Origin of the sequence: Algoriphagus ornithinivorans (genome assembly GCF_900115305.1) — a bacterium.
GTDB classification, from domain to species: Bacteria; Bacteroidota; Bacteroidia; order Cytophagales; family Cyclobacteriaceae; genus Algoriphagus; species Algoriphagus ornithinivorans.
On record NZ_FOVW01000002.1, the window covers coordinates 262,460 to 279,919 of the forward strand.

Below are 17,460 nucleotides of genomic sequence, written 5' to 3' on the forward strand. Positions count from 1 at the left end.
TTTTTAATTTAATACTAGTGGGAAAGTGATGTCTAAATCGGTTTCTCCACCTGCCATCACAAAATTTTCAAAGTTTGGATTGTTAGCTCCTGGATAGTTTTTATCCAAATCGTGTCTCAAGACAATTCTCATTTGAGCATTGTTGAAACCTGGAGAAGATGCTACTGTAACGATACCTCTTACACCGATTAGTTCTCCGCTCTCATCATCATAGACATAAGTAAGTGGTGCGGAAGATCCCACGAAAGCTGATCCCAAGAAATAAAACTGATGCTCATCAGCTTCCTCTAAAATCTCTTCTGTAATATCCTCGTTTTCGATAGCATTGAATACTTCAATGTCTAAACGGTAGGTTTTACCTTTCATAAGGCTTACAGTCTGCACTACAGGAGAAGCTCCTACTTCAATTCCTTCTGGGTCAGAAGCCTTGAAACTGATTGGTGTACCAACAGGATTACCCGAAGCATCAAGCTCTGTAAAGTTTAAAGTTACATCAGTGATCACTTCACCGTCATTCTCTACAACCGGCTCTTCTGGTTCACAGGCTGTGAATACGAATAAACTTACGATCAATGCGTAAAAAGGAAGTTTTTGGATAGTTTTCATTGTGTTTATATTAATTAAAATTGGTAATTGATTTTCAAAAGGATGTTTCTTCCGATATCATCAGTGAAGTATCGAAATCTGTTCATGTACTCTTTATAGCTGTTATTGAAGATATTTTGAACCTGTAGCCCAAGATTCAATTTGTTTTGTCCAATTGGCAATTGTGTTAAATACCCAAAGTTGAATAAAGCATAAGCATCAGGAGCAGGAGCCAAATCAAAATCAGGCTCTCGGCTTTGTCTCGCAACCAACTGATTACTGATAGTAAATTTGTGGGTCTTTTTTTCCTGACCTAGCTTATATGAAAGTCCCCAATCCATTCTGTCCGAAGGAATAAATGGAAAGAAATTGTCTTCGTCTGTATTTTTTGCTCTGATGATGGATCCTTTGACGTAAGCATTGAAATTGGAGGTGAATTCATAGCTCCCAGAAAAATCAAATCCATAAAACAGCGCATTTGCCTGCAGGTACTCATAAACATTGAAAGTACCTCTCAAACTCACAAAAGTATCTCCTGTGGGATTGAGGTAAATGTAATTTGAAATCCTGTTAGCGTAGGCGGTCAATTCAAAGGTTGATTTATTGGAAGTAAACTCAAGTGAGTTTACCCATTTAAGGGATTTTTCTGAGTTTAAATCTTGATCACCTATTTCCACCGCAGCTGCCCCATGGTGCAACCCTTGGGAAAATAACTCGTTGATATTCGGTGGTCTCCAAGCAGAGCCCAAATTGGTAGAAAAAGTAAGGCTTGGGGACAATTGGTAATAAGCACCTAGAAAAGCTGTGAAATTGCTGTAGTTCAAGTCCACTTCCTCCAGCTCATTATTGACGAATCTTGCTGTAGAGACGTCTCTAAAATCAAACCTAATTCCGCCTTCAATTTCCAAAGGTCCTTTGGAATATTTTTCAATTCCATAGAAACCCATATTAAGCATTTGATAATTCGGAATTAGGGGAGTCACTCCAGTTCCTGGAATGTTGCTATTTGCCTGTTGAATAATATTCAATCCCCAAGTACCGCTAAACTCATTTGGGTGGGTATGGTCTACGAATAAGTCAAGAGTATTGGTGAATAGCTCCAAATCCAAACTGGCTCGTTCATTTAAATCTCCTCTTCTTCTATCAAACTCCTGTCTTTGGTTGAGCTGAAAACCATATTGAAGATTTGCTTTCCAGTTGGAGTTGATATGATAATGAGACTTGATTTTACCTAAATGATGGGCAACTTTTTGCTTTGGATTTAGAATATCATAGGTGAAACCCACATTAGAAAAAGGCCTTCCATTGGCAATAATTTCCTGTAAATCAGTCAAATTTCCTGTATGGGAATCTCTCAAAATCCCCAATTCGGTATTGAAAAAACTATAATAAATCTCTGCTCCTAATTTTGGACTCGTATATCCAAGTGCACCAGAAAAGTTGATTTCATTCAGCCCGGTATTTGCCTGATAGTAATCCGGACTTTGAATATTACCTGCCCTTTTTACTGATCCCTGAACTCTGTAGCCCAGGCCTTTGATGCTTTTGAATCCATCTTGGTGAGTAACAGAAACATTCCCCATTCTACCATTACTTGCGCCTAAAACATATAGATCTGTCTTGCTTTCACTTTTGGTAGGGATTTCAGCAGGGCTAACTAGAATCACTCCACCCATAGCCTCCGGCCCAAAGCGAACTGTCTCAGCACCTTTTATTACTGTAATTTCATCTGCCAAAAAAGGATCAATCTCAGGCGCATGCTCAGCTCCCCATTGTTGTCCTTCAAGTCGGATTCCATTATTCAGAATCATGATTCTATTAGAGTGCAGACCATGAATCACTGGCTTTGCTATGCTATTTCCTGTGGAAAAAGTAGTAACACCAGCAACTCTTTTGAGGCTTTCTCCTAAGTTTTCTCCTCTGGACTCTAATAATTGCTCACCATATAGAGCAGTAACCGCTGTAGTAGTTTGAACGGCATCTCTGTGTCCATGAATTTCAACCCCAGATAGAGCGAAGGACTCCTCTTCCATTCGAAATGTTTTATTGAATGAATTGGAAGCCAAGTCTATTTTTTCCTGAATTTCCTTATGCCCTAAAAACTGGATTTTCAAATTGTATGTACCCTGACAAAGATTTCTTATGAGAAAGTTGCCATCAAGATCAGTCACCATACCTTGCTTGGTTTCTTCCAGCCACACGTAAGCTCCCGGGATGGGTTGGTTGTTTTCTAAATGAATCACCTTACCCCGGATAGACAAGTTGCAGTTCTGAGCTTTAGAAGGGAAAGCCAGAATTAGGGTTGTCAGAATTACAGTAATGTAGGGTATCAGTTTCTTCACGCCACAAAAATAAAGTGCTTTGTAGCTTTATACCAGAAAAAGTGAAACAAAGTTGCAAAAAGGGATAAGTGGTTTTTATCCCTGAGGAAGAAAAATGCTCAATTATTTCAAAAAACTGCCAAATTTCAATGTATTTGATTAATGTCGCTTACTTGATACTTGGGTGTGCCCCCTTCCTGAGTTGCTACAAATGCTCCGATTTTACAGGCAAAATCCAAAATCTCTTCTGGATTTTTGCCGTCTAGGTATGTTTTGACAAATCCGCTCAAGAAAGCATCTCCAGCTCCTATGGAGTCTTTCACTTTGATTTTATACCCAGGGTGCGGTGTGATTTGTCCATTTTGATAAATCATAGCGCCCTTGGATCCCAAAGTGATGCAGATGATTTCAATGGGGAAATTATGATCCAAAAATTCACATAGACTTTCCACTGTTGCTTCTGTATTGAAGTAATCTGCGAAAATTTCTAATTCTTCTTCGTTGATTTTTAGAATTTCGGTGTATCCAAGGAGAGTTTCAATCACTTCGAAATCGTAAAACGGACTTCTCAAGTTGGCATCAAAAATCCTCAATTTTTGCTTCGGGAGTAATGCTAAAAGAGTTTTGAGACTTTCATTGCTTCTAACTCCCAATGTTCCAAAAATAAAAGCATCACAGTTCTGGCTAGCCTGAATCAATTCATCTGTAATAGAGATATGATCCCAAGCCACATTGGGTAAAATGGTATACTTGATATTTTCAGGATCAGAATTGTCAACCAGGACTTTTGAGGTCTGATAAGCGTCTTTTCTTTGAATAAACTTATCCGAGATCCCATAACTCTTTATGTATTCTACTAATTTTTCTCCATCTAAATCATTTCCTATTGCGGAGATAAAATTGGAATTCAGTCCTAATTGGTGAAGATTCAGGGCCACGTTCAATGGGGCACCACCTGCTTTCGAACCGCTAGGTAAGCAATCCCATAGCATTTCACCGAAAATAAAAACTTTATGAGGCATAGTCTTGATGTAAATCTTTTTGAATTTCTTCTAGAGTTCTTCCTTTGGTTTCCGGCATTTTAAATTTCACCCAAAGGAGTTGCCAAACCATCATCAATGCAAAGAAAGCAAAGATATAGCCTGGTCCGAATGCATTGGCAAAGAAAGGAAAGACATTGGCAATTACAGCGGCTAAAATCCAGTGGGTAAAAGAGCCAAGCGATTGGCCATATGCTCTAAGTTCATTAGGAAACATTTCTGAAATGAAAACCCAAATCACCGAACCTTGTCCTACTGCGTGAGAAACAATAAATCCGAAAACAAAAATAGGGAGCCAGAAGGATGGAATTCCAGGTCCCAAAAAGTTATATGCCATCAAGGATAATGAAATGATATAGCCTGCAGAACCTATATACATCAACTTTTTTCTTCCCAATCGATCTATTAAATAAAGTCCCAAAAATGTGCCCAGCAAGTTGACTATTCCAATTCCAATGGTTGAGATTAAAGCGTTTTCTGTGGAAATCCCCGCCATTTCAAATACTCTGGGAGCAAAGTAGATGATGGCATTAATTCCTGATACCTGATTAAAAAAGGCAATCATAACCGCTAGAAGAGTACTGGAAAGGTATTTTGAATTGAAAAGAGTTGAAATGCTCGCTTTGGACTTTTGCCTTTTTTCTTCTTCAATGGCAAGTCTAATTGCCTCTTCTGCACCTTCAGGATCTGTCCGAGTTAAAATGATTCTAGCTTGACTTTGAGCATTAAATTTGGCGATCAGCCATCTTGGACTTTCAGGTATTCTGAAAATCATTACACTGTAAATCAAAGCTGGTATCCCTTCAACAATCAGCATCCATCGCCACTCTTCTGGCAAGCCAGCAGTTCCAATCAGATAATTGGAGACATAGGCGATTACAATTCCAAATACAATGTTAAACTGATACAGGGCCACCAAGAGTCCCCGGTTTTTTGCAGGAGCGATTTCAGAGATATACATAGGTGCAACTACGGAGGATGCACCTACACCTAAGCCACCAATGAATCTAAAAATGGTAAAGGAGGTGACGTCCCACGCCATTCCTGAACCTACAGCGGAAACTAAATAAAATATACCTATCCAGAGTAAGCTTTTCTTTCTTCCAAATTTGTCTGCAGGTATTCCGCCTAGCAAGGCACCTATTACTGTTCCATACAAAGCTGATGCTATAGCTAATCCATGCATCCAGTCACTTAATTGCCATACTTCTTGTATCGCTCTTTCCGCACCTGAAATTACAGCTGTATCAAATCCAAATAAAAAGCCGCCAAGAGCGGCTGTGATGGAAATGAAAAAGACATATTTATTAGAAGACATAAAAAGAAATGGGGTTTATCATTCGCTAATCTAAGTAGAAGCAGCATAATTCAAAACCCCATTTATGAAATTGCCAAATCAACGAAATGGATAGATATAGCTACCAAATCTTTCTACAATAGCTCTTTCCAGACTTTCTCTATGATCTGGATGAGCGATTCTCATCAATTCGTATGATCTCTGTCTCAGATTCTTTCCGTACAAATTGACGACTCCAAACTCTGTTACCACATATTGAACATGCGCTCTTGTCGTAACTACTCCAGCTCCTGGTTTTAGGAAAGGGACAATTTTTGATTCTCCTGATTTTGTGCAGGCTGTTAATGCCATAATGGGTTTCCCTCCCACAGACAGTGAAGCTCCTCTCATAAAATCCATCTGTCCACCAACTCCCGAATAATGATAGCTTCCTATCGAATCGGCACAGACTTGTCCTGTCAAATCAAGTTCAACACAGGAGTTGATCGATACTACTTTCGGGTTTTTCCTGATTACAGAAGTATCATTAACATAGGCTGCCTCATGAAAGGAGAATTCAGGGTTATCGTGGATTTCCCGGTATAATTCTGCTGAACCTGCAGTAAAAGCGGAAACTACTTTGCCGGGATGTTTTTTCTTATAGGCATTGGTGACAGCCCCCGATTTCATCAAGTTCAGGATGCCGTTGGAAAACATTTCTGTATGTACTCCCAAATCTTTATGATGATGAAGGCTATTTAAAACTGCATCAGGAATTGCACCAATGCCCATTTGAAGGGTTGATCTGTCCTCTATAATAGAAGCTATATGATTGCCAATCTGAATTTCCTTTTCCGTAATTTTTCCGAGATAGTTTACTTCAGGTAGTGGTTCGTCTACATAGATAGCTTTATCAAATTTTGAAATATGAATATGTCCATCTCCATGTGTTCGAGGCATTTGCTTATTGATTTGCGCAATAATCACTTTGGCGGTTTCAACTGCAGGTTTGGCAATATCCACTGAGGTTCCCAACGAACAAAACCCATGTGCATCAGGCTCTGAAACCTGAATCATTGCTACATCAATTTCCAAAATTTTATTCCTAAAAAGGTGTCCGATTTCACTCAAGAAAATAGGGACATAGCCTCCCTGATCTGTATTGACGGCAGTTCTGATATTAGTTGAAACGAAAAGAGAATTCATAAAGAAACTCCCTTTACAATCGGGTTCTACCAAAGGCATAGGACCTAGCGTAGTGATTGCTACGATTTCGACATTTCTCAATTCTTTTTTTCTGTCTGCCAATGCATACAAAAGAGTGGTGGGGGTTGCTGCACTTCCGTGAATAAATACGCGTTGATGGCTTTGAACCAGCTGAACCGCATCAGCTGCTGTGGTATAGTTGATCATTTTCAATTTTTTTTATTCCCCAAAGGTTTAAATTAAGATGATAAAAAAAGCTGACAATTGTCAGCTAACCGCTTGATTTATCTGTTTGCCTACCAAATAATATTTTGTTTGATCACGTGTTTTAAACCCAAGGCAGCCTTAAATTTGTTATATTCGCAGACTGAAAAGATCGGCTTGAATGTCGTTTCAAAGCCCAAAAAATAGAGTATATAAACCCATAAGTATGACTACCCAAGCGGAGATTTATAAGCCAAAAAATCACATTCGTATTGTCACTGCAGCCTCACTTTTTGATGGGCATGATGCAGCGATCAATATCATGAGAAGAATCATTCAATCGACTGGTTGTGAGGTGATTCATTTAGGACACAATCGCTCGGTTCAGGAGATTGTTGATTGTGCGATTCAGGAAGATGTCCAAGCTATTGCCATTACTTCCTATCAGGGAGGGCACGTAGAATTTTTCAAATACATGTATGATTTGCTTCATGAAAAAGGAGCTGGACATATCAAGCTTTTCGGAGGGGGAGGTGGAACAATCCTTCCTGAAGAGATCAAGGAATTGCATGAATATGGTATTTCCAGAATCTATGCTCCTGACGATGGAAGAGCAATGGGTCTTCAGGGAATGATCAATGACTTAGTAAAGCAATGCGACTTTCCAATTGGAGATGAGTTGCCGGAAGAATTTGCTCTGGAAAGAGATAAAAAAAATCATGTAGCAAGACTGATCTCTGCTTTTGAAAACTTCCCTGATCAATCCAAAAAATTATTGGAAGAAGTAAGATCAAAAAGCAAAGCGTCAAAAACCCCGGTTTTGGGAATTACAGGAACTGGAGGTGCTGGTAAATCTTCCTTGGTTGATGAATTGGTCAGAAGATTTGTTTTGGATTTTGAAGACAAAACTCTCGCAATCATATCCGTAGACCCTTCCAAAAGAAAAACTGGAGGAGCTCTTTTGGGCGATAGAATCCGTATGAATGCAATTCATCATCCCAGAGTGTTTATGAGGTCTCTGGCAACCAGACAGTCAAACTTAGCTCTATCTCGATATGTCCAAGATGCTGTAGATACTGTGAAAGCGGCTGGATTTGACTTGGTGATTTTAGAAACATCGGGTATTGGTCAGTCAGATACAGAAATTATCGAGCATTCAGATTTATCCCTCTACGTGATGACTCCGGAATATGGTGCCGCATCTCAATTGGAGAAGATCGATATGCTGGATTTTGCAGATATCATTGCACTGAACAAGTTTGATAAAAGAGGGGCTCTAGATGCTATTCGTGATGTGAAAAAGCAATTCAAACGCAATCACAATCTATGGGAAGCGAAAGACGAGGATTTACCTGTTTTCGGTACCATTGCTTCTCAATTCAACGATCCGGGAATGAATCAGCTTTATAAGGCAATCATTTCCAAAGTCAATGAGAAGTTTGAGTCTTTTGACAGCAGTTCCGAATTGACATCCGGTAGTTCTGAAAAGATCTATATTATTCCACCTGCAAGAACCCGATATCTAAGCGAGATTACTGAGAACAACAGGAATTACGACAAGTGGGTAGAAGTGCAAAAAGACATCGCTCAAAAGCTTTATTCCATTCGGAAATCAATTGACACTATTGAAGAATCCGGTGTAGAGGACAAAGACAGATTGAAGAAAGAATTAGAAGAAGTCTATACTCAAGTCGAGCTGAATTTAGATCCAAAAAATAAGAAATGGCTAGAAGAGTGGCCAGAAGAAGCCGCTAGATATCAGGAGGATTTTTATGTTTTCAAAGTAAGAGATAAGGAGATCAAGGTAAAAACTTTCCATAAATCACTTGCAGATTCAAGAATTCCAAAGGTTTCACTTCCTAAGTATGAGGCTTGGGGTGAGCTATTAAAATGGGGGCTTAGAGAAAACGTTCCTGGAAAATTCCCTTACACTTCTGGAGTTTTCCCTTTCAAGAGAGAAGGTGAAGATCCTACTAGAATGTTTGCAGGAGAAGGAGGGCCAGAGCGTACCAATAAGCGATTCCACTACGTTTCAAAGGATATGCCGGCCAAGCGATTGTCCACTGCTTTTGACTCCGTGACTCTTTATGGTGAGGATCCTGATTACAGACCGGATATTTATGGCAAAATTGGAAATTCCGGAGTAAATGTTTGCTGCTTGGATGATGCTAAGAAGCTCTATTCAGGATTTAATCTGGTAGACCCTTTGACTTCAGTTTCGATGACTATCAATGGCCCCGCAGCTACCATGACGGCATTTTTCATGAATGCAGCTATTGATCAGCAATGTGAGGTTTATATTAAAGCCAATGGTTTGGAAGATGAGATCAATCAAAAAATTGACGCCATTTACCAAAAGAAAGGACTGAAAAGACCAACTTACAATGCAGAGATACCCGTAGGAAATGATGGATTAGGCTTGATGCTTTTGGGTGTGACTGGAGATCAGGTCTTGCCGAAAGAGATATATGAAAAAATCAAAGCAGATACCATTTCTAAAGTAAGGGGGACTGTTCAGGCAGATATTCTCAAAGAAGATCAGGCACAAAATACTTGTATTTTCTCTACTGAGTTTTCTCTAAGGCTCATGGGTGATGTACAGCAATATTTCATTCAAAACAAAGTCAGAAACTTTTATTCAGTTTCTATTTCTGGATATCATATTGCTGAAGCTGGCGCTAATCCTATCACGCAATTGGCATTAACGCTTTCCAATGGGTTCACGTATGTGGAATACTATGTTTCCAGAGGAATGGATGTCAATGATTTTGCACCAAATCTATCTTTCTTCTTTTCCAATGGAATTGATCCGGAGTATGCGGTAATTGGACGAGTGGCTAGAAGAATCTGGGCCAAAGCCATGAAGTTGAAATATGGGGCGAATGAACGCTCGCAAATGTTGAAGTACCATATTCAGACTTCTGGAAGGTCTCTACATGCACAAGAGATTGATTTCAATGATATCAGAACGACGCTACAAGCATTGTATGCGATTTATGATAACTGTAATTCCCTACATACCAATGCTTATGATGAAGCGATTACAACTCCAACTGAGGCATCTGTAAGGAGAGCAATGGCGATTCAGTTGATTATCAATAAAGAATTAGGATTAGCTAAAAATGAAAACCCATTGCAGGGCGCTTTCATTATTGAAGAATTGACTGATTTGGTGGAAGAAGCAGTTTACGTGGAGTTTGATAGAATCACAGAAAGAGGGGGAGTACTTGGAGCCATGGAGACCATGTACCAAAGAGGTAAAATTCAGGAAGAGAGCATGCATTACGAAATGCTGAAGCACACTGGAGAGTATCCGATTATTGGTGTGAATACTTTCCTTTCAAGTGAAGGCTCTCCAACTGTAACTCCTGGGGAAGTGATTCGAGCTACTCAAGAGGAAAAAGAAGCTCAGATCCAGACTTTGAAAAGCTTACATCAAGCTTATGAAGGCAAGGAAGAAGAGCAATTGATGTCCTTGAAGAAAGCTGCTATTCAAAACGAGAATGTATTTGAGCGATTAATGGAAGCATCTAAGTATTGTTCTTTGGGACAAATTACCAGAGCTCTATACGAGGTTGGTGGTCAATATAGAAGAAACATGTAAGGGTAAGCCTTTCAAATAGAATAAAGATTAAGTGCTATGTCAAAAAGAAATGTAACCGTCCGAATGAAAGCGGACTATGAATACGAAGCTGTAAATCCCCAGGGAAATGTGGTTAAGATCGATATGTACGATGCCCCTGCCAAAAAAGCACAATCTCCCATGGATTTGCTTTTATCTGCAGTGGGTGGCTGTGCTTCTGTGGATGCAGTTTTGATGATGAAGAAAAAAAGAAGAGAAATTGTTGATTTTTCAGTAGAAGTGGAAGGAATCCGAAACGATGGAGTACCTGCATTTTATACCGATATCCATCTAAAATTTACTTTAATTTCTCCAGATGCTAAAGAGGAGGAGTTTGAAAAAGTGGTTGCGCTATCTGTGGACAAATATTGTTCAGTTGCTTCTTCTTTAAAGTCCAGATTAACGTATAGTTCTGAGGTAAAAAGACCAGGATGAGAGTAGTCAAAGAATTAATCCGGGAGGAAATACGAATTAGTATTTTCTCCTGGAATAATAAGTACATCTTGAAATTTGAGTTTGGCCCCATGGAGCAGACTTTCAAGTTAAACGAGATGGATGTATTGGAAGAAGCAGACTTGGAAAGCTTTCTGGAAGGAGATTTTTTTAAGCAAATAGTTGAAAGATTTCATGAAATGGGAAAATCATTTCGTGCTCAGTTGGAAAATCTTTAATTTCCCGGAAAGCATATGATACATGAGAGCCCCATTACTATTTTTAGTTTCCGTTCTACTTCTTTTTTCGGCATGTTCTGATCTTCGGGAAAAGAAAAAGAAGGCTGATAAAGCAAGTTTACATGAATTAGTTACATCTTTTGAAAGTCATGCAGATGCTCTGGAAAAAGAGATTGATTCTGTTGCTGTTTTTTATGATTCCCTGATCAGGAACAAAGATCAAATTCTGAAACAATTAGAAGGATATAAATACAAGATGAATGGTCCTTTTTCTGAAGGATTATATATCAAGGATGACAACTATAGTTCCATAATCATCTTAAATTCAGCGGAAGATTATGCCATATCCAGACAAGAAGTTAAATATACTAATGGATTGGACGAGATTTTTTCAAAGGTTTTTCATCGTTATGATATTATAGCCCAGATCTATTCCAACTCTGAGAATCAAGTATCCAGAGTTTATCCTTTTTATGATGCAGCAGGTATAGTAGATCCAAATATTAATGTCAAGGACTTTAATTTTTATTATAAAGCAGACAAGGAAAATAATCCTAGTAGGGGATATGCATGGATTCCTGAACCATATATAGATCCAGCCGGTCAAGGATGGATTTTGTCACTAATCAAGCCTGTTTATGATCAAGATGAATTATTTGCTGTTTTGGGTATTGATATCACAGTAGACCATTTGATTCAAAGATTTTTGGAAGACACTAATGGGGACTATCTAATTGTAAATAAAAAAGGGGACATAGTAGCCGGAAAATCTACTGCTATCGAGGCCTTGAGCATGCCTCCTTTGAAAAACCATGTATACCGGGAAACTATCCGGTCGGATAACTTCAGAATTTCCGATTTTAATCTATTCAATAGTAAAAGTAGGGAAGTTCGAAAAATGGGTCAGGCTTTCCTTTTGGAATCTAAAGATCAATTTGAATTCATAGAGGAAAGTTACCTATCTGATGCAGTATGCAGGGCTTTCAAAGAGATAGAGTGGTATGCCATTAAAATCAATATCAAAAGCTAATGGAAACTAATAAGCCTTACCGTATTGATTTTTGGCTAACCTTAGTCATTGGATCACTTTTAGTCCTTTTGGTAATCACCTTGGGATTTAGCTTTTTCATGGCAATTTTTAATGCTCAGTTAAATTCCAGAAAGGAGTTTTTAAATAAACAAACTGAGCTCGCTTCTCGTGGTATTGAACTTGAGATTAGAAGATTCGAAGAGGAGTCCAAGGAATTAATCAACTATCTGGAGGATCCCAATCACGAGTTGGATGACTATGATGAAGAATTCACCTACGCGGTTAGAAGATTGTTTAATTCTTTCCCCCAATTAGTAGATACAGTTTGGGTGGATATGATGGATTCGGTTTTGGTTTTCAATAAAAATGATAGAACTGAATTTTTTCGAACCCAGTCTGATAAAGGTTTCCCCTCGACTGATGAAAAGAGATTTTCCAATTTGATTTTAGGGAAAAAAGGCTTTCGTGTGCTTTATTCACTGGATTTAGTCTCCTATGCAAAGGAGTATGTGATGAATTATTATCTAAATCCAGGCAGTGGTAAATTTTTGATTTATGATGATCGGCTTATCCCTTTAAACAATAATTCTATTCAGATTCAAGCAAGCAAAATTGCAGATTTAGAAAATGATTTGGCTTTAGGGTTGAAGGGCTTTTATGAAGCTTCTTGGCAAAGGAATGATGAGGAGACAAGTGGGATTATTGCCCAGTATCCATTTAGTTTTGTACTTTCTAGTGAATCTGGAGCGATGGTCTTTGCCGTTCCTGCAGAAAGTTTGACTTCGGGAATTTACCAAACGTATTTTTTCCTTTTTCTAGGTTTCGTTGCCTTGTTGATATTTACTGTGGGATTTTTTGTAGTTTCTTTAAAGAATAATTTAGAGTTTCAAAGAACTCAAGAAGCTAATATTCAGGAGATCAGCGAGCTATTTGATCAACAGAATTTATTACTTCAAGAGCTCAAAGGTTTTGTTTATTTCCACGACGCCAAAGGGCAGATAACGCGCATCAGTGATGAGGTTCGAGATATTTTAGGCATGGAACCTCATGAGTTTAGATCTGCTTTCAAAGAAGAATCAGATAATGTGGAGGTTCAGAATCTACGTGCAATTATTTTTCAGGCATTGAATGAAAAAAAGGATTTGGTTGACTTTGAGTATGATTTTGTCATGCCAGATGGAAAAAGGATAAGGCTCAAAGTTTTTGAAAAATTGATTTTTAATGCTTCAGGTCGGTTCAACGGAGGTATGGGTATTTGTACAGATATCACTGATACTTATCAATCGAGAATTAAGCTGATAGAAAGTGAAAATAGGCTAAGAACTCTGATTGGCAATATCCCGGATAATATTTTTCTGTATGATAATGACAGTAGAGTTATTGATTTTCATGTTCAGGACAAAGAGGAATTGGAAGAACCCTCACGTCAGACTTTAGGAAAGAGCCTGCAGGAATTTGTGCCACATGGTCAGACTGAGGTGGTTTTAGAGGCTTTTTATAAGGCAAGAGAAAAACGATCCATTCAGACTATCAATGTGAAATGGGAAAGTCCAAATGGGGAGAGGCATTTTGAAATGAGATTCTTCCCCTTAGATGCTGAGAAAATGATGTCTATTTCAAAAGATATTACTACTCAGAAAATTTGGGAAAAAGGATTGGTGGACGCTATGAATGCTGCGGATCAGGCCAGCAAAGCGAAGTCAGACTTCCTTGCCAATATGAGTCATGAGATCAGAACCCCGATGAATGGATTATTGGGAATTATAGATCTCTTGGAGCAAACCAAGTTGAATACGATTCAACAGCAATATGTTGATATCATCAAAAATTCCGGAAATATGCTCCTTGGTATAATCAAGGATATTTTGGACTACTCTAAAATTGAAGCCGGAAAAGTTGAAATTTTCAATGAGGTATTTGATCCTATGCAGGAGCTTGAGAATCAGGCACAGATACTTTCAGGACTGGCAAATAAAAAAGACATAGCATTCAATTTTCAATCAGATAGCAAACAGGACTTTTTAGCACAGGGAGATAAAGTGAAAATCAATCAGATTTTCTTGAATCTCGTGGGAAATGCGATCAAGTTTACCCCTGAAAAAGGAAAAGTAGACGTCAGCGTAGGATTGGAGCAAATAAGCGGTGATGCTTATTATATCAATTGTAAAATCATCGATACCGGGATAGGAATATCCGACGAGCATCTGGAAAAGTTAAGCGAACCATTTTATCAGATAGACAGCTCCGCAACCCGAAACTATCAAGGAACTGGATTGGGATTAGCTATTGCGAAAAAGCTCATAGAGCTCTTAGGAGGAGATTTAGCTATTAGTAGTGAAAAGGGAATAGGCTCGGTATTTGAATTTTCTGTTTTGGTAAAAAAAGTAGAGAAGGATAGTCTAAAAACTGACAAGAAAGAATTGTCTTGGGCTGAGGTCAAAGAAATGGGTGAGACACACCCTCTGAAAATTCTTTTGACTGAAGATAATGACTTGAACCTACAATTGATGAAGTTAATGCTTAATCAATTGGGTTTTCAATACGAGGTTGCCAGAAATGGAGAGGAAGCTGTGGAAAGAATAAAAGAGCAGGATTTTGATATAGTCCTGATGGATGTACAGATGCCTATAATGAATGGTCTTGAAGCTACCGATGAGATTAGAAAGCTCCCTAAGAAAAAGGATCTTGTGATCATAGGACTTTCAGCAAACGTCTTTGATGAAGACCAAATGAAAGCTATAGAGTCCGGTATGGATGATTATCTAACAAAACCAATACGATTAGCTGTATTGGCTGAAAGATTGGAACATTATTATAAAAAGATCATAGAAAAGAGGAAAAAATAAACCCCGACTCAAGCCGGGGTCAATTTTAAAAGGAAGAATTCATATCAAACTCCTCTAAATAATCTGCTACTTTTCTGACAAACATTCCTCCCAAAGATCCATCAACAACTCTATGGTCATAGGAATGCGATAAGAACATTTTATGTCGAATGGCAATCACGTCTCCAGTAGGTGTTTCTACCACCGCAGGTTTTTTGACGATTGCACCAACGGCCATAATCGCAACTTGAGGCTGAGGAATGATAGGAGTACCCATGACATTCCCGAATGAGCCTACATTGGATACGGTATATGTGCCTCCCGAAAGGTCATCGGCAGTCAATTTGTTATTTCTCGCTCTATTGGCTAGATCGTTTACTTTTTTGGAAATACCCACCAAGTTTAACTGATCTGCATTTTTTATGATTGGAACAATCAGGTTTCCAGAAGGTAATGCTACTGCCATTCCGACATTGATATCTTTCTTCTTGATGATTCTATCTCCATCCACGGAAATATTGATCATTGGGAAATCTCTGATTGCTTTGGCGATGGCTTCAATGAAGAATGGAGTATAAGTAATAGATTCTCCATATTTCTTTTTGTATGCTTCTTTATTTTTCTCCCTCCATAATACGATGTTAGTCATATCAGCCTCAACAAAAGATGTTACGTGCGGAGAAATTCTCTTGGAATCCACCATACGCTGCGCAATCATCTTGCGCATTCTATCCATCTCGATAATTTCATCATTGGCCGAAACGCTTACTTGAACTTTAGGTTCAGCTATGGATGGGCTAGGAGAGGATGCACTTGGTGCAGCCTTTCTGTTTTTCACATAATCCAACATATCCTGCTTAGTTACTCGGCCTTCTTTGCCGGTACCAGGTATTTTGGAAAGTTCAGAAGCGTCAATTCCTTCCTCTTTTGCAATGCTTTTGACAAGAGGAGAATAGAATCTATCATCTCCATCCGCTACTACTGGCTCTGGGCTTGAAATCAAGGTCTCAGTTTTCTCCGGAGCAGCGGCTACTAGTTCTTCTTTAGCCTCTTCCTTAGGCTTAGAAGCATTAGCTGGGGCGGTTTCTTCACCAGAAGTTTCAATGATGGCAATTGGAGCACCTACAGCTATTACCTCTCCCTCTTTAGCCAATATTTTTTTCAAAACACCAGCATGGGTTGCAGGTACTTCTGTATCCACCTTATCAGTGGCAACCTCCAGGACGGATTCATCCTGCTCAATAGAGTCGCCTTCTTTTTTTAACCAGGTAAGGATGGTGCCTTCTATGATACTTTCGCCCATTTTAGGCATCAGCATTTCTACACTCGCCATACTATTTTCGGTATTTAATTGGGTTTACATTCAACTTTTAAAATTAAATTTTAAAAACATTTGAAACAAACCTTTAGTATAAAATTTTATTTGTTGTATTGAGAGATACAAACTCTTAATAAATTCAAAACAGCAACCCCAGTTAATTGAATATTTAATAATCTGTCTTGGGTCAATTGTAATTTTTTTGCTTCTGAAAAGCCATCTCCGGCACAAGCTATCCAAACAGTTCCAACTGGTTTTTCATCTGTTCCACCATCAGGTCCGGCTATCCCACTAGAGGCTAAACCGAAGTCGGCATGAAATAAACTTCTAATTCCTTTTGCCATTTCATGGACAGTTTCTTCGCTCACAGCTCCAAAATTCGCTAAAGTATCCTCTTTTACTCCTAGGATATCTCTTTTGTATTGGTTGTGATAAGGAACCAAAGAACCTTGAAAATAATCACTACATCCAGGGATGCTTGTTACCAAATGGGAAATATATCCTCCAGAACAGCTCTCAGCCAAAGCTAGGGTTTTCCCGGCTTTCTTCAAAAGCTTGCCGATAGCAGTTTCCAGAGTTTCTTCATTAAACCCGTATACGTACTTTTCAATTTTAGGTAATACTAGCTGGATTTGATTTTCTACTTCTTTCTGGATTTGACTCAAATCCTTGTCAAAACCTGTTAACCTCAGTTTCACATGTCCCAGCGAAGGAAGGTAAGCTAATCTGATATGTTCAGGCAACGCATTTTCCCAATCAGCTATCAAATCAGCCAACCAGCTTTCGCCAATACCGGCGGTTTTTATAACCTTGTGATAGATTACTGGCAGCTCAAACAGGCTTGGTAATTTGGGTAAAACAAAGTCATTCATGAGCCTCTTCATCTCATGAGGTACACCCGGCATGGACATCCAATAAGTTTCATTCTGATCAAACCACATGCCCGGCGCAGTTCCCACTGGATTAGGAACGTATTCACAACAGGAAGGCAAATGTCCCTGTAAGACATTCAAAGGGGTCATTTCTCGGCCTCTTCTTTTGAAAAACTCTGTAATCGCTTTAACAGCATCCGGAACTTCAATTACAGGGCAATTGAAATACTCAGCCAATAAGGGTTTGGTCAAGTCATCCTGAGTTGGGCCTAGCCCACCTGTAATAAGCACTAAATCCGCCCTTTTTTCAGCCTCTGAAAAAGCCTTTAAAATATCTTCTCTATTATCTCCGACGGTAGTTTTTCTTACCACCTTTACACCTTTTAGGTCTAATTGCTGGGAAATCCAGTGACTATTAGTATCCATGATTTGTCCATACAGCAATTCGTCTCCTATGGCTATGATTTCTGCTTTTACTAGCTTCATTTAC

General features: G+C 38.8%; 12 protein-coding genes. 5 read left to right on the plus strand and 7 right to left on the minus strand.

Annotation, left to right across the window (positions count from 1 at the left end; genetic code table 11):
• Nucleotides 1-3 precede the first annotated feature (3 nt).
• The 5 genes from BM073_RS03305 to BM073_RS03325 form a co-directional block, all read right to left on the minus strand.
• On the minus strand, nt 4-606 hold the full coding sequence (locus BM073_RS03305) for a hypothetical protein (protein WP_091650332.1): 603 nt from the start codon (nt 604-606) through the stop codon (nt 4-6).
• 14 nt (nt 607-620) lie between these two features.
• Nucleotides 621-2,927, minus strand: coding sequence for a TonB-dependent receptor (locus tag BM073_RS03310; RefSeq protein ID WP_245756361.1), 2,307 nt, complete (start codon nt 2,925-2,927; stop codon nt 621-623).
• A 125-nt stretch (nt 2,928-3,052) separates the two neighbouring features.
• Nucleotides 3,053-3,928 (minus strand): carbohydrate kinase family protein, encoded by an 876-nt coding sequence (locus tag BM073_RS03315; RefSeq protein WP_091650335.1) that lies wholly within the window; start codon nt 3,926-3,928, stop codon nt 3,053-3,055.
• Entirely contained in the window at nt 3,918-5,264 is a 1,347-nt protein-coding gene (locus BM073_RS03320; protein ID WP_091650338.1) for a sugar porter family MFS transporter, read from the minus strand. Before BM073_RS03320 ends, BM073_RS03315 begins: the two co-directional genes overlap by 11 nt.
• A 78-nt stretch (nt 5,265-5,342) precedes the next feature.
• Entirely contained in the window at nt 5,343-6,635 is a 1,293-nt protein-coding gene (locus BM073_RS03325; RefSeq protein ID WP_091650341.1) for an acetyl-CoA hydrolase/transferase family protein, read from the minus strand.
• A gap of 223 nt (nt 6,636-6,858) precedes the next feature.
• Here BM073_RS03325 and BM073_RS03330 point away from each other — a divergent pair, with 223 nt between their 5' ends.
• The 5 genes from BM073_RS03330 to BM073_RS03350 are packed head-to-tail and all read left to right on the plus strand — an operon-like array spanning nt 6,859 to nt 14,801.
• On the plus strand, nt 6,859-10,236 hold the full coding sequence (locus BM073_RS03330; protein WP_091650926.1) for a methylmalonyl-CoA mutase family protein: 3,378 nt from the start codon (nt 6,859-6,861) through the stop codon (nt 10,234-10,236).
• Between the two features lie 36 nt (nt 10,237-10,272).
• Nucleotides 10,273-10,689, plus strand: coding sequence for an OsmC family protein (locus BM073_RS03335; RefSeq protein WP_091650344.1), 417 nt, complete (start codon nt 10,273-10,275; stop codon nt 10,687-10,689).
• Entirely contained in the window at nt 10,686-10,925 is a 240-nt protein-coding gene (locus BM073_RS03340; RefSeq protein ID WP_091650345.1) for a hypothetical protein, read from the plus strand. The genes BM073_RS03335 and BM073_RS03340 overlap by 4 nt, the downstream gene beginning before the upstream one ends.
• 22 nt (nt 10,926-10,947) lie before the next feature.
• Complete coding sequence (locus tag BM073_RS03345) at nt 10,948-11,955, plus strand: PDC sensor domain-containing protein (protein ID WP_091650348.1); 1,008 nt, start codon at nt 10,948-10,950, stop codon at nt 11,953-11,955.
• Nucleotides 11,955-14,801 (plus strand): PAS domain-containing hybrid sensor histidine kinase/response regulator, encoded by a 2,847-nt coding sequence (locus BM073_RS03350; protein WP_091650352.1) that lies wholly within the window; start codon nt 11,955-11,957, stop codon nt 14,799-14,801. The genes BM073_RS03345 and BM073_RS03350 overlap by 1 nt, the downstream gene beginning before the upstream one ends.
• Before the next feature lie 25 nt (nt 14,802-14,826).
• Here BM073_RS03350 and BM073_RS03355 read toward each other — a convergent pair whose 3' ends face one another.
• Both BM073_RS03355 and BM073_RS03360 read right to left on the minus strand, forming a co-directional pair.
• The gene (locus tag BM073_RS03355; RefSeq protein WP_091650355.1) at nt 14,827-16,113 is read right to left on the minus strand and encodes a dihydrolipoamide acetyltransferase family protein; all 1,287 of its coding nucleotides are present in this window, start codon (nt 16,111-16,113) and stop codon (nt 14,827-14,829) included.
• An 86-nt stretch (nt 16,114-16,199) separates the two neighbouring features.
• Entirely contained in the window at nt 16,200-17,456 is a 1,257-nt protein-coding gene (locus BM073_RS03360; RefSeq protein ID WP_091650359.1) for a competence/damage-inducible protein A, read from the minus strand.
• Nucleotides 17,457-17,460: the final 4 nt, after the last annotated feature.

Bases quoted from the DNA above. Each gene is read 5' to 3' on its own strand.
- BM073_RS03360 (WP_091650359.1), bottom strand. From the start codon at position 17,456: ATGAAGCTAGTAAAAGCAGAAATCATAGCCATAGGAGACGAATTGCTG.
- BM073_RS03325 (WP_091650341.1), bottom strand. From the start codon at position 6,635: ATGATCAACTATACCACAGCAGCTGATGCGGTTCAGCTGGTTCAAAGC.
- BM073_RS03350 (WP_091650352.1), top strand. From the start codon at position 11,955: ATGGAAACTAATAAGCCTTACCGTATTGATTTTTGGCTAACCTTAGTC.
- BM073_RS03345 (WP_091650348.1), top strand. From the start codon at position 10,948: ATGAGAGCCCCATTACTATTTTTAGTTTCCGTTCTACTTCTTTTTTCG.
- BM073_RS03355 (WP_091650355.1), bottom strand. From the start codon at position 16,113: ATGGCGAGTGTAGAAATGCTGATGCCTAAAATGGGCGAAAGTATCATA.
- BM073_RS03340 (WP_091650345.1), top strand. From the start codon at position 10,686: ATGAGAGTAGTCAAAGAATTAATCCGGGAGGAAATACGAATTAGTATT.
- BM073_RS03335 (WP_091650344.1), top strand. From the start codon at position 10,273: ATGTCAAAAAGAAATGTAACCGTCCGAATGAAAGCGGACTATGAATAC.
- BM073_RS03305 (WP_091650332.1), bottom strand. From the start codon at position 606: ATGAAAACTATCCAAAAACTTCCTTTTTACGCATTGATCGTAAGTTTA.
- BM073_RS03320 (WP_091650338.1), bottom strand. From the start codon at position 5,264: ATGTCTTCTAATAAATATGTCTTTTTCATTTCCATCACAGCCGCTCTT.
- BM073_RS03315 (WP_091650335.1), bottom strand. From the start codon at position 3,928: ATGCCTCATAAAGTTTTTATTTTCGGTGAAATGCTATGGGATTGCTTA.
- BM073_RS03330 (WP_091650926.1), top strand. From the start codon at position 6,859: ATGACTACCCAAGCGGAGATTTATAAGCCAAAAAATCACATTCGTATT.